This window comes from Streptomyces sp. NPDC029292, from assembly GCF_055569295.1.
In genome coordinates this window covers 190,437-212,414 of the sequence record NZ_JBVHXR010000007.1, presented here as the reverse complement: position 1 = coordinate 212,414, position 21,978 = coordinate 190,437, and the positions used below count along the sequence as shown (strand labels likewise).

At 68.7% G+C, this 21,978-nt stretch carries 19 protein-coding genes and 1 pseudogene; 13 read left to right on the top strand and 7 right to left on the bottom strand.

All coding sequences use genetic code 11. The annotated features are described in order from the left end of the window. The first annotated feature begins 36 nt into the window (after positions 1-36). The 4 genes from ACZ4WS_RS17990 to ACZ4WS_RS17975 are packed head-to-tail and all read left to right on the top strand — an operon-like array spanning position 37 to position 3,065. A complete protein-coding gene (locus ACZ4WS_RS17990) occupies positions 37-348 on the top strand; it encodes a hypothetical protein (protein WP_467981435.1) in 312 nt (103 codons plus the stop codon). Beyond that, on the top strand, positions 345-1,721 hold the full coding sequence (locus ACZ4WS_RS17985) for a putative T7SS-secreted protein (protein WP_467981433.1): 1,377 nt from the start codon (positions 345-347) through the stop codon (positions 1,719-1,721). Before ACZ4WS_RS17990 ends, ACZ4WS_RS17985 begins: the two co-directional genes overlap by 4 nt. Further along, entirely contained in the window at positions 1,718-2,389 is a 672-nt protein-coding gene (locus ACZ4WS_RS17980; RefSeq protein WP_467981431.1) for a hypothetical protein, read from the top strand. The genes ACZ4WS_RS17985 and ACZ4WS_RS17980 overlap by 4 nt, the downstream gene beginning before the upstream one ends. A gap of 1 nt (position 2,390) precedes the next feature. Beyond that, positions 2,391-3,065 carry a hypothetical protein gene (locus ACZ4WS_RS17975; protein WP_467981429.1) on the top strand — a complete coding sequence of 225 codons (675 nt, stop codon included), beginning with the start codon at positions 2,391-2,393 and terminating at the stop codon, positions 3,063-3,065. A gap of 4 nt (positions 3,066-3,069) precedes the next feature. Here ACZ4WS_RS17975 and ACZ4WS_RS17970 read toward each other — a convergent pair whose 3' ends face one another. The 6 genes from ACZ4WS_RS17970 to ACZ4WS_RS17945 all read right to left on the bottom strand — a co-directional run bounded on the left by ACZ4WS_RS17970 (position 3,070) and on the right by ACZ4WS_RS17945 (position 9,045). Then, positions 3,070-4,944 carry a serine/threonine-protein kinase gene (locus ACZ4WS_RS17970; RefSeq protein WP_467981427.1) on the bottom strand — a complete coding sequence of 625 codons (1,875 nt, stop codon included), beginning with the start codon at positions 4,942-4,944 and terminating at the stop codon, positions 3,070-3,072. Between the two features lie 185 nt (positions 4,945-5,129). Further along, a complete protein-coding gene (locus tag ACZ4WS_RS17965) occupies positions 5,130-5,753 on the bottom strand; it encodes a hypothetical protein (RefSeq protein WP_467981425.1) in 624 nt (207 codons plus the stop codon). Between the two features lie 6 nt (positions 5,754-5,759). Beyond that, a complete protein-coding gene (locus tag ACZ4WS_RS17960) occupies positions 5,760-6,239 on the bottom strand; it encodes a hypothetical protein (protein ID WP_467981423.1) in 480 nt (159 codons plus the stop codon). A gap of 268 nt (positions 6,240-6,507) precedes the next feature. Next, a complete protein-coding gene (locus ACZ4WS_RS17955; protein ID WP_467981421.1) occupies positions 6,508-7,209 on the bottom strand; it encodes a hypothetical protein in 702 nt (233 codons plus the stop codon). A 112-nt stretch (positions 7,210-7,321) separates the two neighbouring features. Then, a complete protein-coding gene (locus ACZ4WS_RS17950) occupies positions 7,322-8,392 on the bottom strand; it encodes a hypothetical protein (protein WP_467981420.1) in 1,071 nt (356 codons plus the stop codon). Continuing rightward, positions 8,389-9,045 carry a hypothetical protein gene (locus ACZ4WS_RS17945; RefSeq protein ID WP_467981418.1) on the bottom strand — a complete coding sequence of 219 codons (657 nt, stop codon included), beginning with the start codon at positions 9,043-9,045 and terminating at the stop codon, positions 8,389-8,391. Before ACZ4WS_RS17945 ends, ACZ4WS_RS17950 begins: the two co-directional genes overlap by 4 nt. Positions 9,046-9,367: 322 nt before the next feature. On the opposite strand from ACZ4WS_RS17945, the gene ACZ4WS_RS17940 reads away from it, so the two are divergent. From ACZ4WS_RS17940 to ACZ4WS_RS17925, 4 genes are all read left to right on the top strand, one after another. Next, positions 9,368-12,352, top strand: coding sequence for a BTAD domain-containing putative transcriptional regulator (locus tag ACZ4WS_RS17940; RefSeq protein WP_467981417.1), 2,985 nt, complete (start codon positions 9,368-9,370; stop codon positions 12,350-12,352). A gap of 157 nt (positions 12,353-12,509) precedes the next feature. Next, the gene (locus tag ACZ4WS_RS17935) at positions 12,510-13,325 is read left to right on the top strand and encodes a prepilin peptidase (protein ID WP_467981415.1); all 816 of its coding nucleotides are present in this window, start codon (positions 12,510-12,512) and stop codon (positions 13,323-13,325) included. Between the two features lie 71 nt (positions 13,326-13,396). Continuing rightward, complete coding sequence (mqnC, locus tag ACZ4WS_RS17930; RefSeq protein WP_467981413.1) at positions 13,397-14,596, top strand: cyclic dehypoxanthinyl futalosine synthase; 1,200 nt, start codon at positions 13,397-13,399, stop codon at positions 14,594-14,596. 7 nt (positions 14,597-14,603) lie between these two features. Further along, positions 14,604-15,248, top strand: coding sequence for a hypothetical protein (locus ACZ4WS_RS17925; RefSeq protein ID WP_467981412.1), 645 nt, complete (start codon positions 14,604-14,606; stop codon positions 15,246-15,248). An 8-nt stretch (positions 15,249-15,256) separates the two neighbouring features. Here the strand turns inward: ACZ4WS_RS17925 and ACZ4WS_RS17920 are convergent, their stop codons facing one another. Next, positions 15,257-16,294 (bottom strand): chitinase, encoded by a 1,038-nt coding sequence (locus ACZ4WS_RS17920; protein ID WP_467981410.1) that lies wholly within the window; start codon positions 16,292-16,294, stop codon positions 15,257-15,259. A 308-nt stretch (positions 16,295-16,602) separates the two neighbouring features. On the opposite strand from ACZ4WS_RS17920, the gene ACZ4WS_RS17915 reads away from it, so the two are divergent. The 5 genes and pseudogenes from ACZ4WS_RS17915 to ACZ4WS_RS17895 form a co-directional block, all read left to right on the top strand. Then, positions 16,603-16,986 (top strand): hypothetical protein, encoded by a 384-nt coding sequence (locus ACZ4WS_RS17915; RefSeq protein WP_467981408.1) that lies wholly within the window; start codon positions 16,603-16,605, stop codon positions 16,984-16,986. Between the two features lie 19 nt (positions 16,987-17,005). Next, positions 17,006-19,351 carry a bifunctional polysaccharide deacetylase/glycosyltransferase family 2 protein gene (locus ACZ4WS_RS17910; RefSeq protein WP_467981406.1) on the top strand — a complete coding sequence of 782 codons (2,346 nt, stop codon included), beginning with the start codon at positions 17,006-17,008 and terminating at the stop codon, positions 19,349-19,351. Continuing rightward, a complete protein-coding gene (locus tag ACZ4WS_RS17905) occupies positions 19,351-20,778 on the top strand; it encodes an acyltransferase family protein (RefSeq protein WP_467981404.1) in 1,428 nt (475 codons plus the stop codon). Before ACZ4WS_RS17910 ends, ACZ4WS_RS17905 begins: the two co-directional genes overlap by 1 nt. 181 nt (positions 20,779-20,959) lie before the next feature. After that, on the top strand, positions 20,960-21,655 hold the full coding sequence (locus ACZ4WS_RS17900) for a demethylmenaquinone methyltransferase (protein WP_467981402.1): 696 nt from the start codon (positions 20,960-20,962) through the stop codon (positions 21,653-21,655). A 127-nt stretch (positions 21,656-21,782) separates the two neighbouring features. Continuing rightward, positions 21,783-21,851 (top strand): annotated as a pseudogene (locus ACZ4WS_RS17895) (zinc-ribbon domain-containing protein); the annotation flags it as partial. Positions 21,852-21,978 lie beyond the last annotated feature (127 nt).

Genomic DNA, 21,978 nt, shown 5'->3' with positions numbered 1-21,978 from the left:
GCCGGAAAGCAAGTAAGTCATGAACGGGAACCTTGTATGGCGGACCACCTGAAGGTCGATGGCACCGAACTGGACAAGTTCTACCGGGACTTGACGAAAGCGAAAGACGCCTTCATCTCTCTGCAGAAGGCGTTGCGGGACTCGGGCGTCGACGGACTCGGCACCGACGATCTGGACAAGGCGTGTGACCAGTTCCAGGAGGACTGGCACTACGGGGCCAAGGAGATCGCCGAGCGGATCGAGGCGCTCACGGACATCACGAAGAAGGCCAAGGACGACTTCCACGAGGTGGACGTGGCCCTGGAGAAGGCCCTGGAGAAGGCCATGCACAAGGGGCAGAAGAAGTGACCGTTCCCACCGCGGACACTGATCGTCCCCAGGGCCTGAAGTCCGACCCGGGCGTCACGAACCCCTACACACACCTCGGCTTCAATCCCGCGCCCGGCAGCACGGATTTGGTACGGGGCCTCCACCACAAGCTGACCGGTTGCGTGAAGGAGATGGAGAAGGCCCACTCCAAGGTCATGAAGCTGATGGACGGCAGTTACTGGGAGGGCGACGCGGCGGTTGCGTTCCGCGAGGAACTGCAGGGCGGCCCGCTGCCGATCAACCTGCAGAACGGCGCTCACTCCGTCGGCAAGGCCGCCAAACAGCTGCACTTGTGGATCGGAGACCTTGAGGATTTCCAGCGACGGGCGAAGAAGCTCGACGGCGAGGCCAAAGACGCACGCGATGCGCTGGAGCGTGCCCAGGGCCACGCGGACAAGGCGAAGAACGACCCGGCCCTGGACAAGGACAAGGGGCGCGCCTATGACGACGCGCACTCGACCTTGACCAAGGCGAACAGCGCGGTCACGACGGCGAAGGAGAACCTGGACGACGTACTGCGCCGCGCCCGCTCACTCGCGACCGAGCACGAGAACACCGCCCGCAACCGAGCCCGCCTCATCGGGGACGCCACCCACAAGCTGGCACCGCATGAGCCGAGGATGTGGGACAAGTTCACGGACTGGCTGGGAGACAACCTGCCCGACATCCTCAGCGCGTGCGCAGCCGTGCTGGGGGTGATCGCGCTGCTGGGCCTCACGGCGATCGCGCCCTGGATGCTCTTCCTGGCGGCGGGGCTGCTGAGCGGGGCGGCTTTCGCGATGAGGGTCAGCGATCCTGAGGTGATGGCGTCTCTGAAGGACGGCCTCATGCATGGCGAGCTGGACGTCGACTTCTGGAGCAACGCGTTGGGGGTTACGGGGGACTTTCTGGGGATGCTGCCAGGGTTGGGGGCGGTACTCAAGGGAGCCATGAAGGCTCCGGAAGCATTGGCCGCGATGTCCGGGGCGGTGGGAGAGGCCGGCGAGGTGCTGACGCTCGGGCAGAAGATCGCCCAGGTCGGGACCAGGGTCGGGACCTCGATCAAGACAATTGGGACCTCGATCAAGACGGAGGCCACCGCCGCTGAAGGCGCCACGAGCGTCTTGGCTCATCCCAGGGTGTTCGGCGGACGACTGGCTCCGATTGTGGAAAAGATCGACAAACCGGCGACATTGCTGGGAGCCGGAACCGCTGTTGTTGGTGTGGCCGGCAGCTTTGTGGAGAGTCTGGACAATGACGCGACCAGTGTGGTCAGCAGTGTCCTGGACGGGCCCAGAACCCTGGGAGTCGACCTTCCGGCGACAGCGGGAGCCCTCCACTTCCTGCTGGTCGGGGCAAGGGAGGCGTCATGAGCAGCGCTCCGTTCCTGATTGACGACTCCGCCCGGAGCCAGGACACCGACATCTGGTTCGCGCTGCCCGCGGGCTTCGTCGCACTCCCGCTCCTGGAACTGACGGAGGCGGGGAACAACCCGGAGGCCGTGCCTCTGGGGGACACGCTGCGTCCGCTGATGGAGGCGTTCCCCGATGCGGCGGCCCGGCAGCGGTTGCTCACCGATCTCACTCCGGTCCGCCGGATGGCCCAGGTACTCCTGGAGACTGGCACCATCCACTGCTCGCTCGGACTGCACGCGGACGACGAGGGTGATGGCGGCCCATTGCTGTCCCTGTTCACCCTGGCCTGGAGAACGACCGACTGGGCCCCGCGAAGCGTCCTCGCGGCCCGCGCAGCCGCGGGCACGGAGGATGCTGAACACGTCGAGCCCCTTGACCTTCCGTGCGGTCCGGCCGCTCTCGTACAGACCCGTCTGACGGGGCCACCGGAGGCGGGGCTTGCCGCGCAGCGGCAGCTGCTCCAGGTCACCGCGTACGTTCCCTGCCCCGATGGCAAGCGCATCGCGATCCTGACATTGGCCACGACCGCGGTCGACCGGGCGCAGCACTATCGAACTCTGCTCCGGGACATCGCCCACATGGTCAGCTTCGACAACCCGCTCCCTGATGCACTCCATGAGGAATGACATGCCCCCCACGCACCATCCGACAGCCTGGGACGACCCGGCCACGCGCCGTGCCTGGACGAAGCTCATCACTTACGCGATTGTCGGCCAGATCCTCTGGCCAGTGGCATGGGTGGGCCTGCTGGCGTGGTACGTGATCATGTCGATCACCTGGACGCTGTGGCTCTTTTTCATCCCGCTGCTCTACTCGTTCTATCGGACCTTCCTCCAGCCCGCCTACATCACCTGGGCCTTCCGCACCCGCCGTCTCCTGCAGGAATACCCCTGGCAGGTGTTCGAGGCCCCGGAGAGCGGCATCGGGGAAATCCCTGGTACCACGGCGGGTGATGTCTGGTTGAGCTTTCCCGACCTCGAGCGACCCGACGAGACGGTGCCCGTGATCCTGCGCGTGCACATTCGGTCCGCATGGTGGAGACGGCGTCTGGGGCGAGGCTTCAACACAGCGAAGACCGCCCAGGCCAAGACAATCCGGTTCGCCGGCGACCCCCGCTTCGCCGCCGTCATCGCCGTCCCGGGCCCCCGCCGCCTCTACGTGATCCACCAGCGCCCCAGCTACAACTGGTCCATTCCCGCCGACGCCCACGGAGCCGGCCCGCACGCCGTCGAACGCGCCCGCCGCGCAGGGGTCCACGTACCCGATCCGCACTCGGCGGCATCGGGCGCTCCCGGGGCGTAAGGGTTCACTCGGGCTTCCACTGCGTCGCCGTCACCACGTAGGTGCTCAGATTGTCGTTCTCGGGATCTTTGTTGATTTTGGTGATCCAGAGTTGGGTGACCGGACCGTCGCTGGACTCGATGCACAAGCCGGTGCCGACCTTGAGGAGCGAGTCGTCCCTGATCTTGCTCACAGGGATGGGGTTGGGGAGCGTGGCCTCGCGGGCGGCGTCGCGGCAAGCGGTGGGGGTGGGGCGGCGTTCGGTGATGGTGCTGAAGGAGCCGCCGCCGTCGGCGAGGCGTATGCCGTTCTCCTTGATGGGGTCCGGGCAATCCGTGTAGGTGAGCCAGCGGCCGGAATCCGGCAGGGAGAGCTGGTTGGTATCCACGGCGAGGTCGTTGATGTCCATGGTGGTGACGTCGGAGGGCTGGCACATCGTGCCGGAACCGATGTCCTTGGCATTGGCGTAGTACTTCGGGGCGCGGATCACAACGCTCTTGTCCCGAGCGCTGATCTCCCACCCGGCCTCCGTCTTGGGAGCGTCCGTGGACGCCGCTCCCGCACTCGCCTCCCCGGTGGCGCCGGCACTGGGACTGGCGCCCACTGAGCTGGACTTGGACCCGTCGGACCCCGTGGTGTCCTTGTCCGTGGCGGTGTTGTCCGAGAGCAGTTGGTAGGCGGCGAACGAGCCGCCTCCGACGGCGAGTACGCCCACCACGGCGACGGTGGCGATCAGCGGGGTACGACGGCGCTTCGCGGCCGGAGCTGCCGCCGTGGACGAGGGCGTCGACGGAGGCGTGGACGGCGGAGCATAGGACGGCGGAGCGTAGGGCGACGGCGCGGCGGGTGCGGAGGCGGCCATGAAGCCCTCGGCCGGAGCGTGCGCGGGCCGCGTCGGGGCGGCGGCCGCGAAGGCGGCATTCGGCGAGAGACCGGGCTGCGTGGGCACCGGCACCGGGGGCGTCTGCGGTGCGACGACGGCCGGAGCAGGGGTGGCGGGCGCCGAGTGCAGCCGCATCGTCTGCTCCTGCTGGGCGATCTGCTGCGCCACTGCCGGCGGCAGCCACCAGCCCTCGTGACGCACCAAACCCCCCGTACCGGCAAGGGTGTTGCACGCCTCGATGATCTGCGCCGGTGTCGGCCTGGCGGCCGGATCCTTGGCCAGGCAGGCGTTGACGATGCCGCGCAGTTCCTCGGGGCAGGCGGTCAGGTCGGGTTCGTTGGAGACGATCCGGTACAGCAGGGCGTGCGAGGAGCCGTCTCCGAACGGATGACGGCCGGTCGCCGCGAAGTACGTGATCAGTCCGAGCGCGAAGACGTCCAGGGCAGGGGTGACTTCGCTGCCCATGGCCTGCTCCGGTGCCATGTAGGCGGGCGTACCGAGTCGGACGTCCGTTCCGGTCAGGGCGGTGGTGTCGGCGGCACGGGCGATACCGAAGTCGATGACACGCGGTCCGTCGGAGGCCAGCAGCACGTTGGACGGCTTGAGGTCGCGGTGAACGACCCCCGCCGCGTGGATGGTCTGGAGGGCCTCGGCGATGCCCGCCGTCAACTGCAGGACGGTTCGCACCGGCAGCACGCCGTGCTGGTACACGGCGGACGAAAGGGAGGGGCCCGGTACGTAACTGACGGCGAGCCAGGGCTCGGGGCCGTCGGTGAAACTGTCCAACACCGGCGCGGTGTAGGGGCCCTGCACTCGGCGGGCGGCGGTGACCTCCTGCGTGAAGCGTCGCCGGAACTCCGGGTCCTGCGCGTACTCCCGCCGTACGACCTTCAGGGCCACCGGCTGCCCGCCACGCGTGTGCGACAGGTACACCATCCCCATGCCGCCCTCGCCGAGCCGGGCCCGAAGTCGGTAACCGGCTATCTCCCGGGCGTCGTCCGGCGCCAGCGCTTCCATGGGTGCGTCCCTCCGCGAACTCATTGGACTGGCCATGTTACGGAAGGGCCTGGAGAGGCAGTGTGGACGAATTGTGGATGGCGGGGCTGGTTGGCGGGACTGGATGGCGGGGCTGGGATGACTCCGGGACCAACGGACCGCCGCGCGGGTCGAGGCTCCGGCTTGAGGGCCTCAGCCGTTCGACGTCACGACGTCACCGTCACCGTGACCGTGCGGGCGAGGCTGTCCGTCAGCGCGCACAGGGCTTCGGTGTGTGCGAGGGCGCGCCACGAAGTGAGCAGCACCAGGCCCCACTTCTCGTCAGGAACGATTCCGTAGGCGCAGGTCTCCATGACCGTGCCCGTGCCCGTGCCGTCCCGGTTCGCGTCCTGGACATACGCGTGCCGGACGCGAACCGCCGGGCCGGCGGGAAGGGTGCGGAGCTCCGCCGTGGGCGGGCGGAAAGAGATGTCCGTGGAGGCGGCGAGGTAACGGTGGAGGAGGTCGACGGTCATCGTCGGGTACGTGTCGTCGGTGACCAGGGCCGACAACTCGATGCGGGCCAGTTCGCCGAGGTGTGGCTCGGGGACGTACGAGAGGGCGGTGACCGGGCCTCGGGTGCGCGCGTCGGCGACGGCCTGGTGCAGTTCTTCGGCCAGCGCCTCGATCAGCCGCTCGTTCTCGTCGGCGCCGACTCCGGCGCCGACGCCGACGCGCTGCCGGGCCGCGTCCGTGGCCCAGGAGGCGAGGTCGACCAGTTCACGTACGGGGAGAGCGACTGCGTCGTCGGGCGCCTGCATGCGCACGGTGGACGCGGAGAACTCGGGCATGAGGGATCAGGCCATCCATTGCAGGGTGCGGGCGATCGAGTCGAAGAGGGTGACCAGCGCTTCCGCCAGCGGTTCCATCGGCGTGGAGAAGGAGAGCAGCAGGCGCTGGCCGCTCTGCGGTACCGCGAGGTAGACGTCCAGGTGCGTGACCAGGAGCTTGTTGCCGTCCGGGTCGTCGGGCGCGGGGCGGCGGCGGTAGAGGTGCCGTACGGCCGGACCGGCGGGCAGGTCGGCCATGGTCACGTCACCGTCACCAGGCGCCCCCAGAGAGAGCGCGATGTCGGAGAGGTCCCCGGGCGCGGTGCCAGGCGGGGGCTGCAGGACGGTGACGATCAGGCCGGCGGAGACCGGGACCTGGCCGATGAGTTGATTGACGAGGTACATCTCCACGCCGCCGTTCGCGTGCGCTGCCTCGGCCTGCGCCATGACCCGCTCGGCCAGGGCCGCCTTCAGCCGTCCTTCTCGTCCTTGAAGTGGTCGGTCCACAGGGGCCCGTTCCCATCCAGCCCTGGCGGAGGCTGACGTCACCGTTGCCGTCGGTCTCCGAGAAGTTCTTCAGCTGTGCGGGAGTGAAGACGGGCTCGTACCAGCAGGGGGCGGCTCCCAGTTCACGTCCACCGAAGAGAGGGTGCCCTGCTTTCCGCCGGTGGGGCCGCTGACTTGGGTGATCCTCCGAACGCGTTGGCGGGAGTGGACCCCAGGAGCGCCGTGACAACTGACGTGGCGATCACAGGGAGTCCCTTGCGCCACGGCTTCACTTCGAGCACCCGCCCCTCTGTGAGGTGACAGAGTCGTTCTGCCACACGCCCTGAGCGCTCTTTCTCAGCGTGACCGAGTAAGCGACCTCAGGGTCTGTGCCCGCAGGATTCCCCACCTCCTCGCCTGTCTTGCGGTTCTTCGTGTACGCCTGGCTTTCGTCTGTGCAGTAGCTGAGGGACGCCGTCGCTTCGCCGTTGCCGACCAAGGTGACCTTGGGGGTGAAGGCGGGCAGTTTGCCAATGACGGTGACGTTCTTGTCCGTGTAGGTCTTGATCCACTGGGTGCTTTGCGAGAGGCCGTTCTTGGTGTCGTAGAAGGCAAGGGCGTCACCGCCGTCGGGCTCGTTGGCGATGATCGCCGCGTACCCCGCCCGTAGTTCCTCCTTGGCGTCGTTGAGCACGGCCTGTTCGCCGGCGTCGCTGCTCGTCCAGTTCTCGAACGTGAGCTGGAAGCTGCTCGGGAGCGTGATCACCGGATGCTTGACCTTGGACGGCGTCGACGCCGAGGCGGAAGCAGACGGACTGCTCGACCCCGAATCCGCCCCCTTGATGTCATCCGAGGACGAGTCGTCGTTGCTGCCGCCGCAGGCGGTGAGCAGCAGGGTCGCCGTCGCGGCGAAGGCGGCGGCGGTGGCGGTGGTGGTCAGGGTGCGGCGGGCCACGGACGTTCTCCCCATGTGTTCGGTACGTGCGAGCACGACGAAAATCGTGGCGTGACGATTGCGAACGGTGCTGAGCTCACAAGTCTTCGTCGTCAGAGTTGGGGGGCGGTTGTGTGAAGAACGCCCCCCAACTCCGTAGCCTGCAATGTCAGCGGTTGACCGACTGGATCTCCTGGACGTTCATGTCCTGGGTCGTCTCGAAGGTGCCGTTCGGAAGATCGCCGCCGGTGCCGTCGCTGCCGTTCCAGGTGATCTGCCAGGTCACGGAGGCCTTCAGCTGGTACGACTTTCCGTTCGTGGCGCGGAGGTAGGTGATTCCGCAGGGCGGGGTCTGGTCGGCGTCGCCCGTCTTGTACGGGGTGCCGATGGAGCCGTCGTCGTTGATTTTGCAGTCGCCGGAGGCGGGGGAGGTCTCGGCGTCGTCCGTGCCCGGGTTCAGGTGGAGGGCGACCGGCTTCGCCGTGGTCTCTGCCCACAGGCCGGTGTTGGGGAGGGTTGCGCGGACCTTGACCTCCTGGAAGGTCCCCTTGTCGAGCCAGACCCAAGTCGGCAGGTTCACTGTGGACTTGGTGGTGGGCTTCAACTCGATCTCGGTGCTGGGGACCTTGACCTTGTCGTAGGCGTACTCGGCCAGTGTCTTGGGGGTGGGGGCGTTGGCGACCTTGGGGATCTCGCCCGCGTTCTGCCAGAACATGATGCGACCACAGGCCCAGGAGTCGAGGTCGGACAGGTCCGGGGCGACGCTGCGCCAGAAGTAGCCGTCCTTACCGAGGTTGTAGTTCTTGTAGCCCTCCGCGGTCGACATGCTGTCGTCCCAGTTCGTGGCGGGCTTCTTGTCTCGGTAGTGGTCGGTCCAGAGCTCCTTGCCGTACCAGCCCACGTGGATGTTGACGTCGCCACTGCCGACCGTCTCCGAGAACTTCTTCAGCTGCGCGGGCGTGAAGACGGGCTCGTACCAGCAGGCCGGGGGCTTCCAGTTCACGTCCACCGAGGAGAGGCTGCCGCGCTTACCGCCGGTGGGGCCGCTGACCTGGGTGACCTTGATCTGGGAGTGGGAGGCGGAGGCATACAGCTCATTGCCTTGGGCGCCGCCGGAAGGGCCGGACGGCTTGGTTGTTCTGCCCGGGGTGGTGTTGGCGTAGGCGTTGCCGCCGCTCCACAGCACAACGGCGACGACAGCGGTCGAGACCAAGCGCCGAGAGAGTGTCGGCCTCCTCATACCTGGCACTCTTTTGCTTTGCCCGTGACCTCGATGACCTGCGCCTTCCAGGCCTTGGAGGAGCCTGACGGCGGATACATGAGCAGGCTGAATTTCTGGAAGCTGTCCAGGTTCTCTTCGGTGTAGAGAATCTTGCCGGTCTTGATTTCCTTGCTGTAGAACTTGGCCTGGTTTTCGCAGAAGGCGGCGAGGACGCGCTTGCCGCCGCTCATCGTGGTGACGTCCGCGTCGTAGTACTTGTCCGTTCCGGTGGGGGTCCAGTTCCCCTTCACCCAGGTCTGGATCTGCGACTTGGCGTATTGCGCGGCTTGGCTGCCCGAGTAGTACTGGTACGCCGGATCGTTCGGATCCTGCTCGACGATGCCGTGGTTCAACGCCCGGATGTAGTTCTCCGCGTCGGCCAGCGCCGCCGCCTGCTTCGCGTCGGACGGTGTATCGAAGTCGAAGACCAGGTTCAGGTCCTTCGGGACACTGATGTCGGGAGCGTCGCCGGCTGCCGTCGAGGACGCCGAAGCCGACGGACTGCTCGACCCCTGATCCGCCCCCTTGATCTTGTCCGAGGACGAGCCGTCGCTGCTGCCGCCGCAGGCGGTGAGCAGCAGGGTCGCCGTCGCGGCGAACGCGGCGGCGGTGGTCAGGGTGCGGCGGGCCACGGTTGATCTCCCCCTGTAAGCGGCATGTGTTGCGACAGAAAACGAAGCTACCAGGGGCGCGTAAAGGGCAACGGGGCGGCAAACGGGGATTGTGTGGGGACCGTGAGGACTGTGACATGACGGTTGCGAATGCTGTGGGGCCTCGACGTCATGGGGGTCGGGGTCCGATGGATAACTCGGGCTTAGCGGGCGGACCATGAGTAAGCGGGTGACCGGTCGGTCACCGCACCCTCCCGGGCCTTCGACACCCTCCGTAAGATCTCAGTAGGCTCAGCACACCCCCAACCTCACTCCCTCCACACACGACCCCAGGACACCCGCCATGGCGCGACGCACCACTTCAAGCTCGACGGGAAGCTCGCCGGGTCCGAGGAATCGGACGCCGCAGCCCCTGCCCCGGCGTCGTCGGACGTTCGGGGACTTCGTGAAGGCGTTCGCCGCCTTTGTCGCTCTGGTGGTGCTCCTGGTCGGGGTGCCGGGTGCGCTGGTCGTCAGTGTGGGGTGGCCGTTTCCGCACGGGTCGCCCTCGCTGGACTGGCTGCAGCAGGAGATCACCGTCGGCACGTTCATTCATGTGCTGACCGTGATCGTCTGGTTCGCCTGGGCCCAGTTCACCGCGTGCGTGCTCGTCGAGATGAAGGCCGCGCTGTCGGGCGTGGGGATGCCGAGCCGCGTGCCCGGCGCCGGGGGCAGCCAGTTGCTGGCGCGCCAGCTCGTCGCCGCGCTGCTGCTCGTCGGCGCCACCGCGGCCAGCTTCGCGCCGGGGCTCTCGCAGCTCGGGCAGAGCCTGGAGGGCAACCAGCGGGGGACCGTCGCCGTCGCCCAGCAGACGCCGGGCGGGCTGTTCGGGCAGCAGCAGGAGCAGGCCGCCTCCAGCGCGGCCGCCGCGATCGCCGAGCAGGCCGCCAACGCCGCGTCGCACGCCGAGACCGGCGGCAGCCACGCGACCAAGGAAGGCGACACCAAGTACTACCGGATCCAGCCGCCCGAGGGACGTCACCACGACTCGCTCTGGGAGGTCGCCCAGCGCCATCTCGGCGACGGACGCCGGTACAAGGAGATCTACGAGCTCAACAAGGACCGTACGCAGCCCGACGGGTCCAAGCTGTCGGAAGCCAGTCTGATCCGGCCGGGCTGGATCCTCGAGATGCCCGGCGACGCCCACGGCGGCGAGCTCGTCGAGATGCCCGACGAGGCGCCCAAGGTCTCGGAGCAGGTCCAGCAGCAGATTCACGACTACGCCAAGACCGGGGACCACCAGCAGGGCGGTGGCGCACAGCAGGATGGCGGCTCTCAGCAGGGCGGGGGTTCCGGCGACCGGGACACCGCTCACATCCACGTGCCCCAGCAGCGGCCCGACAGCGACCAGGGCAGCGGTAATCAGCAGCACCAGCAGGCGTCTTCGGAGGAGCGCGGCTTCTCCTTCGGGCTTCCCGAAGCCCTCCTCGGCGCACCCCTGCTCGCCGCGGGGCTGCTCGGCGCTCTCGGCCGCCGTCGCCGCCAGGCCTTGTGGCAGTCGGCGCTCGGTGCCGTCGGCGGGCGGCGCGGCATGGAGCCGCCCATCCCGACCGGGTCCGCCGCGGACGCGCAGGACGCGCTGCTCGTGGGCGCCGACCCCGACGGCGTACGCCTGCTCGATCTGTCGCTGCGCGGACTCGCCGCGGCGCTCGCCGCCGAGTCGCGCCCGCTGCCGACGGTCTACGCGGCCTGGCTCAGCGGTAACGGCGATCTGCATCTCCAGCTCGCCCAGCCCGCCGGAAAGCCGCCCGCGCCCTGGCAGTTGGGGCAGGACCAGACGTTCTGGATGCTGGCGCGCACGGACGCGGAGCGGTACGGGGATGTCGACACCGCCGCTCCGTACCCGGGCCTCGTCAGCCTCGGCACCATGGACGACTCGCGGCTGCTCCTCAACCTCGAGTCCGTCCCCGGCATCGTGTCGCTGAGCGGCAGCGAGCAGGACCGTGCGGGCGTCTTCGCTTCCGTCGCCGCAGAGTTGGCCACCAACGGCTGGTCCGACCGCATGACGATCACGCTCGTCGGCTTCGGGCAGGACCTGACGCCGCTCGCGCCCAACCGGCTGCGCCACCTCGACGACATCGAGGCGCTCATCGAGACCATGGAGGCGGAGACGCGGCAGCGGCGCGGCGCGCTGGGCGCCGCCGGGCACGACTCCGTACTCACCGGCCGCACCGGGCCCGCCCAGCACACCCGTTGGGCCCCGCACCTCGTGCTGCTCGCCGCCGAACCGTCCGCCGAGGACGCCGTGAAGCTCGCCGAACTCGCCGCCGACGCCAGCCGGTTGGGCATCGGCTACCTCGTCGGCACCGAGAGCGGTGATCTGCCGGGCGCCGCCTGGGAGATGGAGATCACCGGCGAGGGCAAGCTGCTCGCGCCGCTGCTCGGGCTCGAACTCGACGCGCAGGTACTGCCGGTGGCGCTGCAGCGGGCCGTCGTCGAGCTGTTCGTCGAGGCGGACCCCGAGCGGGAGAGCGCGAACACGTCGACGCCGCCGTTCCTCGTCGACATCAGCGAGCAGGGCCGGCCGGCCGTGTACGCGCGGCTCGTGGGCCCGTACGAGATCATCGGGCTCGAGACGCCCGACGGTGAGCGCAGCCCGCTGATGCACGAGGCGCTGGCGCTGCTGCTGCTGCACCGGGAGGGTGTGCATCCGCGGGTGCTGTCCTCGGCGCTGTGGCCGCGCGGTGTCACCGACGACGTGCGGGACGCGCTCATCGAGCGGCTGCGCGGCTGGCTCGGCAACGACACCGACGGCACGCCGCGGCTCGGCACCGACGCGACCGGACGGCTCACGCTCGCCAAGTCGGTCGTCTCCGACCTGGATGTGCTGCGGTCCCTCTACCACGAGGCCACGCAGGGCAAGGGCGTCAACAGCCGTGCCGTACGCGGGCGGTTGCTCACGGACGCGCTGGTGCTCGTACGCGGGCCGCTGCTCGCCGACCGTCCGCAGGGGCGCTACGGGTGGCTCACCCACGAGATCATCGACGCCCAGCTTCCGTTGCTCGTCGCGGACATCGGGCTCGCGCTCTCGGCGTTCCACCTGGAGAAGGACCGTGCGGAGAAGGCCATCGAGGCCCTCAACGCCGCGTTGGGCTCCGCCCCGGGGGACGAGCGGCTGTGGAACGAGCAGCTGCGTGCCACCCATGCCACGGGGGATGTGGCGCGGCTCCAGCGGGCCGCGGCCGAACTGGTCGCCCGCAGTGGGGCGCGGGGGCTGCCGCCGCGTACGGAGGCGCTGCTTGATGAGTTGCTGCCGACGTGGCGTAGCGGCGCGGCTGCCGTTGGATGAGTGGGCCTGACGTCCCGGCGCCGGGGCTGGACCGTGCTGTCCGGCACCCGGCGTTGGTGGCTGTGCCCACCCGCCCCCACTCTCGGCTTCGCTAGAGCGGGGGACCCCCATCGCCCAGCGGAACGATTGCCCACAGTAGTAACGGACTCGTTGGGGTGTGAGCGTGGATCTCGATCTCTGGCTGACCGCCGTCGCCGCCCTCTGGGGCGCGGCGGCGGGGCTGCTGGTGCCGCGGGCCGCGTACCGGTTCGCCGTCGAGCCGGACGAGGTCTGGCGGGACCGGTGTCCCGAGGGGCATGTGATCGGCGGCGGTGTCGCGGGCGGCTGGCTCGGGCTTGCCCGGTGCGGTGAGTGTGCCGGTTCCGTGCGTACGTCGTCGTTGGCGTCCGGCGACGAGGGACGGGTGGCGCGCGGCGGCACCCCGGCGTCGTACGGCCCCAGCACCCCCCTCCTCGCCCTGGTCACCGCCCTCGTCTGTGCCGGTCTCGCGCTCGCCACCGGTACCCGGCCCGAGCTCGGGGTCTGGCTGCTGCTGGCGCCCCTCGGGGTGCTGCTCGCCGTAGTGGACTTCAAGGTGCAGCGGCTGCCCGATGTGCTCACCCTGCCGCTCGCGGCGGCCGCGCTCGCCCTGCTGGGAGTGGCCGCGGTCGTGCCCGAGCACGCGGGGGACTGGCTCACGGCGCTGTACGGGGCGCTCGCGCTCGGGGGCGCGTATTTCTTGCTCTTCCTCATCAATCCGAACGGGATGGGGTTCGGGGATGTGAAGCTGGCGCTCGGGCTCGGGGCGGTGCTCGGCTGGTACGGGTGGAGCGTGGTGTTCCTGGGGACGTTCGCCGGGTTCTTGTTCGGCGGGCTGTACGGGATGGGGCTCGTCGTGGTGCGGCGCGCCGGGCGGAAGACATCCATCCCCTTCGGCCCGTTCCTGATCGCGGGGGCGTACGCCGGGCTCCTGATCGGGGCGTACGCGGCCTGACGTCGGGCGACCGAAGGGGCTGGCGTAGGCTGGTTCGGTCTGTCCACAACCCTTACGAAAGGGACGCCCCGGTGACCGAGAAGGCCGACCTTCAGTCCGTCCTCGACCGTGCCGCCGAGGGTGGGCGGATCACCCCGGAAGAGGCGCTCGACCTCTACCGCGACGCCCCGCTGCACGCGCTGGGCGCCGCCGCCGACGCCGTACGGCGTCGGAGGTATGCCGATACGGAGCACATCGCGACGTACATCATCGAGCGCAACATCAACTACACGAACGTGTGCGTCACGGCGTGCAAGTTCTGTGCCTTCTACGCGGCCCCGAAGGACACCGGCAAGGGCTGGACGCGGGACCTGGACGACATCCTGCGGCGGTGTGCCGAGACCGTCGAGCTCGGCGGGACCCAGATCATGTTCCAGGGCGGGCACCACCCGGACTACGGCGTCGAGTACTACGAGAAGCACTTCGCCGCGATCAAGGAAGCCTTCCCTCAGCTGGTCATCCACTCCCTCGGCGCGTCCGAGGTCGAGCACATGGCCCGTATCTCCAAGGTGAGCGTCGAAGAGGCCATCCAGCGGATTCACACCGCCGGTCTCGACTCCTTCGCGGGCGCCGGTGCCGAGCTGCTGCCCGAGCGGCCGCGCAAGGCCATCGCCCCGCTGAAGGAGAGCGGCGAGCGCTGGCTGGAGATCATGGAGACCGCGCACGGGCTGGGCGTCGAGTCGACGTCCACCATGCTCATGGGCACCGGCGAGACCAACGCCGAGCGCATCGAGCACCTGCGGATGATCCGCGACGTACAGGACCGGACGGGCGGCTTCCGCGCCTTCATCCCGTACACGTACCAGCCGGAGAACAACCACCTCAAGGGCCGCACCCAGGCCACGCTCTTCGAGTACCTGCGGATGATCGCGATCGCCCGGCTGTTCATGGACAACGTCGCCCACATCCAGGGCTCCTGGCTGACCACCGGCAAGGAGGTCGGCCAGCTGTCGCTGCACTACGGCGCGGACGACCTCGGGTCGATCATGCTCGAGGAGAACGTGGTCTCGTCGGCGGGTGCCAAGCACCGGTCCAACCGGCTCGAGATCATCGACCTGATCAGGAAGGCCGGGCGCGTCCCGGCCCAGCGGACGACGACGTACGAGCACATCGTGGTCCACGACGACCCGGCGAACGACCCGGTCGACGAGCGGGTCATGTCCCACATCTCGTCGACGGCGATCGAGGGCGGCACCGCGCACCCCGAGCTGAAGCTGCTGGCGTCCAACTGACGTTGTCGTGCTGACGATTCATGCCGCCGACCTCGTGATCACGGGGGACTCGCGGCCGTCCGTCCCCGGCGGGGCGGTGCTGGTGCGGGGGCGTGAGCTGGCGGCTCTCGGACCGTACGAGGAGTTGGCGGCCGCCTGTCCGACGGCTCGGGTCAGGCGATGGCCCGGGCTGCTGGCCCCGGGGCTGTGCAACCCGTACGGGCCCGAACTGCTGGAGCAGGCCTACCACCCGGACCCGCGTGAGGCGGACGAGCTGGGCACGGAACCGGTCACGGGCGGCGCACTCGCCGCGCTCGCGATGACCGACGCCCGATGGGGCGCGAGCGCGCGGCGTGGTGTGCAGCGGATGCTGGCACACGGCACGGTCGCTGTCGCGGGCGCCCTGTGGCGGACCACGGTGGCGGATGCCGTGGCCCGCGCGGGGCTGACCGAAGAGCAGCGGTTCGAGCCGCCCGGGGGCACACCGTCGCTCGATCCGCTCGCCGGGCGGACCCTGGCGGAGGCGACCCTGCTGCCGCTCCCGCCGGAGGGCGGCGTGGACGCGACCTTCGCCGTGTTCGACGTGCCGGACGAGGCCGCGCTCGCGGCACGCGGAGCCGCGACCTGCGTGGCGACGGTCCTCGCCGGACGACTGGTGTACCGGCGCCGGTAGCCGTCCGCTCAGCCCGCCAAAGCCTCGGCAAACGCCCCCGAACTCTGAGTCACCCCACTGCAGTTGGTCGCCGCATCGTCGGACGCGGAGTCATCGTCCGCGCACTGCTGGTCCCGGAACGTCGACCACATCGACACCCAGGCCACCCCCTTCTCCTCCGCGAACGCCCGCACCTGGGCCGCGTCCGCGAGGGTGAACGTCTCGCCCGAGACGTCCTGTTCGCCGATCATCGAGGTGAGCGCGAGCCCCTGCCATGCGCCCGCGCTCGACAGCCCGAAGACGTCCTTCAGCTGGTCGTGGGCCGCCTTGGCGGACGTCTCGGCGTAGTGGCCCATGTCGCCGCTGTACGAAGTGCCGTAGTTCATGGTCATGATGTTGACGGTGGAGACCTTCACGGCGTTGTCGTTGGCGGACTCCAGCAGCGCCAGGCTGTCGTCGTCGAGGCCGGCCGGCATCACGGGCAGTGTGAAGGAGACCTTCAGGTCGGTGCGCTCCTTCTGGAGCAGCGCGATCGCCTGGGAGCGCAGCGCGATGGAGGCGGAGTCGGTCAGCGCGTCGCCCTCGATGTCGAAGTCGGCCTGGGTCGACCCGGCAGCGTCGAGCGCCGCGCCGTAGGCCTCGGCGAGCGCGCTCGCGCTGTCGCAGGTCTCGGCCAGCTCCTTGCCGGACGCCCCGCCGAAGGAGACACGCACGCTCGCGCCGGACTCCTTGAGCGCCGAGATCCGGGACTTGACCGCCGAGTTGCCGATGGCGTACGTCCCGTTCCACTTGGCCGTGCAGTCGCTGCCGTCCGAGATCACGAAGGCCAGGTTGTAGGTCGTCGGCGACCCGGTGGAGTCCGTGTCGGCGGGGGTCGTGGCGCTCACGTACGGCGCGTACGACGTGGACGACGACTGGGTCTGGCTCGGCGAGGGTGCTGCCGTGCTCGTCTGCGAAGGCCCCGTGGGTGCCGCGTCCGACGTGTCGTCACCGCCAGAAGAGCACCCCGCACAGGCCAGTGTGACCAGGCAGACGAGCCCGGCGGCCGGCTTCAGGAAACTCCTCATTGCGCATGCACCCGCTCTCGTGATTTCTGTCTCAGGATGGAAACAAAGTGGCGTTTCCTAAGTCGAAAGGTGTCACATCCAGTGGGGAATCTTGAACACAGGAACTACATAGAAAGGTCAAAGGAAAAGGGGGGTGAAAGGGGTAAGTGGGGCTTAAAAATGGGGCATATCATCCATGGGTGCAGGGTCTGAGACGTGTTGATGTTCATGGATTCTCTTAGGGAAAGGACAGGTTGAGCCAGCTCTCATGGGTGCCTCACATGGAAAGCAGAGTTTCTGGCACATAAAGGCGTCCTAATGTTTGGGGAATGCAATCCGAGTCCGCCATCGAAAACCGCGCCACTGTGCGCGGCCGCGGCCGCAAACGCGGCAACGGGTCCGCAGAGGGGCCCGTGTTCGTTGACAACTCCGGGCGCAGATCACGTCTGCTGCGCCGAATCGGCGTCCTGGTCGGCATCGCCTGTCTCGGGTACGCGGTCGTCCTCGGCATGGCCTTCATGGGCTGGGGCACTTCGCTGACCCCGTCCTCGCTGTTCCCCTTCAGTGGCGGCCAGGCAGGTTCCGCACCCGGTGGGGGCACCATGCAGCCGCAGGGCGGCATCGGCCGCACCGGCACCCCGCCGTCGGGTCTGCCCACAGGATCCGCGCCCTCCTCCGTTCCCTCCGTGTCCGCCTCCACCGGCGCCAACTGACCGGGACGCACCGACCCTCATGACTACGACGACGCCCTCGCGCGGCCGCCGGCGCGCCCCCTCCAAGATGGAGCGGGCGGCCGGCAAGGCCGCAGCGCTGCAGAAACCGCGCGTGATTCTCGCCCTGCTGCTCCTGCTCGGGCTCACCAGCGTGATGCTCCTCGACGGCTACCTGCGCTCCGAGATCGGCAACGACTCGCGCGTGCGCGACGGCGCCGCCTACGACAAGGTCCCGCAGAAGATCCTCGACGGCGGGCCCATCCTGACGTTCAACAATGGCACTGCGAAGACCCAGTCCATGCCGAACAAGACCATCGCGCTCACCTTTGACGACGGTCCCAACCCGACGTGGACTCCGCAGATCCTCAAGGTCCTTGAGGAGAACGACGTCGAAGCGACGTTCTTCATGGTGGGCTCGATGGTCACCCGCGACCCGAGCGTGGTGAAGGACTTGGTGGACCAGGGCAACGAGATCGGCATCCACACCTTCACGCACGTCGACCTCTCCTACCAGAGCACAGCGCGGCTCAAGCGTGAGCTTCAGCAGACGCAGCTGGCCCTCGCGGGTGCGGCGGGCATCACGACGACGCTGTTCCGTGCCCCGTACTCGTCGGAGATCAACGCCGTCGACAACTACAGCTGGCCGGTCTACAAGGAGATCGGCAACCTGGGCTACACCAGCGTCTTCGTCGACACCGACAGCGACGACTGGAAGAAGCCGGGCGTCTCGAAGATCGTCGAGTGGGCCACTCCGAAGAAGAACAAGGGCGCCGTCGTCCTCATGCACGACGCGGGCGGCAACCGCGCGCAGACGGTCAAGGCGCTCGGTGCCTACATCAAGAAGATGAAGGCGAAGGGCTACACCTTCACCACGGTCAGCGGCGCCCAGGCCAAGCTGAACCGCACGCAGGCGCAGGCGGCCGGCGGCAGCACCGGGACGACCGTCCCGGCCGGTCAGCAGTCCGCTCAGCCCACGCAGCAGCCGAACGGCCAGCAGCCGCCCCAGGGCACGGGCAACGGCACGGGCACGGGCACGGCCGCCACGATCAACACCCAGCAGGCCGCCCACCGGGAGGCCACCGGCGCCACCCTCTACGAGGGCAAGGCCCTCGTCTGGGCGGTCGCGGTCGCCGAATGGGTCGTCCCGGCGCTGTCCTACTTCCTGATGGTCGTCGGCATCGCCGTCATGGGCCGCTTCGGGATGATGCTGATCCTCGCCCGCCGTCACTACAGACAGCGCAACAGAAAGCGCGGCAAGGGCGGCAAATTCAGCTGGGGGCCGACGGTCACCAGGCCGGTGACCGTGATCGTGCCCGCGTACAACGAGAAGGAGTGCATCGCCAACACTCTCAAGTCGCTGGCGAAGAGCACCCATCCGATCGAGATCATCGTCGTCGACGACGGTTCGACGGACAACACGTCCGAGATCGCCGAGTCGATGGGCATGCCCAACGTCCGCGTCATCCGGCAGGAGAACGCGGGCAAGCCCGCCGCGCTCAACAACGGTGTGCGCAACGCCAGTTACGACATCGTCGTGATGATGGACGGCGACACCGTCTTCGAACCGGACGCCGTGCACCAGCTGGTGCAGCCGTTCGCGGACCCGGAGATCGGCGCGGTCGCGGGCAACGCCAAGGTCGGCAACCGCAACACCATCATCGGGGCCTGGCAGCACATCGAGTACGTGATGGGCTTCAACCTCGACCGCCGCATGTACGACCTGCTGCGCTGCATGCCCACCATCCCGGGCGCGATCGGCGCGTTCCGCCGGGACGCTGTGCTGGAGGTCGGCGGCATGAGCGAGGACACGCTCGCCGAGGACACCGACATCACCATCGCGATGCACCGCGCGGGCTGGCGGGTCGTCTACCAGGAGCACGCCAAGGCCTGGACGGAGGCGCCCGCCTCGCTGAAGCAGCTGTGGAGCCAGCGCTACCGCTGGAGCTACGGCACCATGCAGGCGCTGTGGAAGCACCGCAAGTCCGTGACGGACAAGGGCCCTTCGGGCCGCTTCGGCCGCGTGGGCATGCCCCTGGTCGTGCTCTTCCAGATCATCACGCCGGTCTTCGCGCCGCTCATCGACGTGTTTACCGTCTACTCGATGATCTTCGTGGACTTCCAGGCAGCGCTGCTCGCCTGGCTGGCCGTCCTTCTCGTCCAACTCATCTGCGCGGCCTACGCGTTCCGGCTCGACAGGGAGAAGTACCGCTACCTCGCGATGATGCCTCTCCAGCAGCTCGCGTACCGCCAGATGATGTACCTCGTCCTGATCCACTCCTCCGTCACGGCTCTGACCGGCGGTCGCCTCCGCTGGCAGAAGCTCAAGCGCACGGGTGAGGTCGGGACTCCGGCAGGAGTGAGCTGATGAGCTGGGGCTCGGAACAACAGGGGCAGCAGGGCCAGCGGGGTCTTCAGGGCCAGCAGGGCCAGCAGGGGTACGGCTACGGGTATGGGCAGCAGCCCCAGCCCCAGCCCCAGCCCCAGCCGCAGCAGTACGGGCAGGGGTATCCCCAGTACGACCAGCGGTATGCCCAGGGATACCCCCAGCCGCAGCAGTACGCGCAGCCCGCGCAGCCCGCGCAGCCCGCACAGTACGAGCAGCCCTGCCAGTACGTGCCCGAGGAGCCGGAAGCGGAAGCGGTCTCGACCACCGCTCAGCTGGATCCCGTCCCTGCCGAGCCCCCGGCTCCCGCGTCTCCTCCGGGAGAACCCGCGGCCTCGGCGCCGGAGGAGTCCGAACCCAAGCCGAAGGCGAAGACCGGCGGCCGCGACCGCTACTTCGACGCGCTGCGCGCCATCGCGCTGGTCCGCGTCGTGGCGTACCACACCTTCGGCTGGGCCTGGGCCGGCATGGTCTTCCCGTCGATGGGCGTGATGTTCGCGCTCGCCGGCTCCCTGATGGCCAAGTCCCTGGAGCGCCCCGCGTTCAAGGTGGTCAAGAGCCGGATGCGGCGGCTGCTGCCGCCCTTCTGGTTCTGGGGATTCTTCGTCGTGGTGGCGATGCTGATCCACGACTGGATGCCGGGCTGGCAGATCGTCTTCTGGATCGTGCCGGTCGGTGACCCGCCGGGCAACGCGTGGGGCATTCAGGCCTGGGAGATCCTCTGGTACCTGCGGACGTACCTCTGGTTCGTCCTGGTGTCCCCGCTGCTCCTGAAGGTCTTCCGCAAGGCCCCCATCCCGGTCCTGCTCCTCTCCCTCGTCCCGATCGTGGTCTTCCAGTACGGGTGGCAGCCGCCGTACAACCGCTGGGGCAGCGGTCTCACGGACTTCGCCACCTTCCTCTTCTGCTGGCTGGTCGGCTTCGCGCACCGCGAGGGCGTGCTCCAGCGGCTGAAGCCGGCCCTGGTGATCCTGGCGTCGGGGGCCCTGCTGGCGTACGGCGGCTGGTACGCCTTCGCGCACCAGGGGGAGTTCGGCACGTACGACCTCGACGAGGTCCCGCTCGCGCAGACCTTCTGGTCGGCCGGTTTCGTGACGCTCCTGATGTACTTCAAGGCGTACTACAACGTCGACTTCGCGTGGCTGGCCCGCTTCAAGAAGCTCGACCGGATTGTCACGATCTTCAACGGGCGCGCGGTGACGATCTATCTCTGGCACGAGATCGCGCTGGTGCTGGCGGTTCCGCTGATCGACCAGTTCTGGAAGGTGCCCGCCTTCGAGAAGTGGCTACCGCTGGAGAGCCAGTGGTTCATGTTCGGCATCGGCTGGGTGCTGATCTGGATCGCGATCCCGCTGTTCGGCTGGGTCGAGGACGTGGCGGCCAAGAAGAAGCCGAAGCTGCTGCCCTGAGGGCTGAGGGCTGAGGGCTGCGGGCTGCGGGCTGCGGGCTGCGGGCTCAGGGCTGAAGCTGCGGGTGCGGGGTCAGCGCTGAGGGCTGCGGGCTGAGGGGCTCCGCCGAGGGAGTCGCGTAAGACCGGCGTACGGGCCGGGCGCTGGAGAGTCGTCCGGTCCGTACTGCCACAATGGGTTCGTGACCCGCGCATCCCTGGACAAGCAGCCGCACGAAGTCGCCTCGATGTTCGACGACGTGGCGGAACGGTACGACCTGACGAACGACCTGCTGTCGCTCGGCCAGGACCGGGTGTGGCGCAAGGAGGTCGCGAAGGCGGTCGACGCCCGGCCCGCGCAGAAGATCCTGGACCTGGCGGCGGGCACCGCCACCTCCTCGCTTCCCTTCGCCCGCACGGGCGCGTACGTCGTGCCCTGCGACTTCTCCCTCGGGATGCTCCGGGTCGGCAAGAAGAACCACCCCTGGCTGCCGCTGACCGCGGGCGACGCGACGAAGCTGCCCTTCAAGGACGACACCTTCGACGCCGTGACGATCTCCTTCGGACTGCGCAACGTGCAGGAGACGGACACGGCGCTGAGCGAGCTGTACCGGGTGACCAAGCCCGGCGGCCGGGTCGTGATCTGCGAGTTCTCGCACCCCACCTGGGCGCCGTTCCGCACGGTGTACACCGAGTACCTGATGCGCGCGCTGCCGCCGGTCGCCCGCGCGGTCTCCTCCAACCCCGAGGCGTACGTCTATCTCGCCGAGTCCATCCGCGCCTGGCCGAACCAGCCCGAGCTGGCCGAGCGCCTGCGCAAGGCGGGCTGGTCGAAGGTCGCGTGGCGGAACCTGACGGGCGGGGTCGTAGCGCTGCACCGGGGCTTCAAGGACAGCTAGTCACTTCCCTCGTACGAGGAATTCCCTCGTACGAGGGATCTGTTGACGGGAACCGGTCAAGGTGGAAATCGTGTCCGTTGATTACGCCTGATCACGACACGAGTTTCCCGGACCACGGAGCGTTCCCATGGCGTCGTACTGCCCGGACTGCGGGGCACCCGCTCCCGACGAGGCGCGCTTCTGCATGAAGTGCGGGCGAGAGCGGTTTCCGGCGAGGGCCGCGGCGTCGGACGCGGTGCCGCCCGCGCCGTCTGTGCCGCCTGAGGCGTCCGTGCCGCCCGTGCCGCCCGCGCCGCCTGGGGCGCCACCCCTCGCACCGCCCC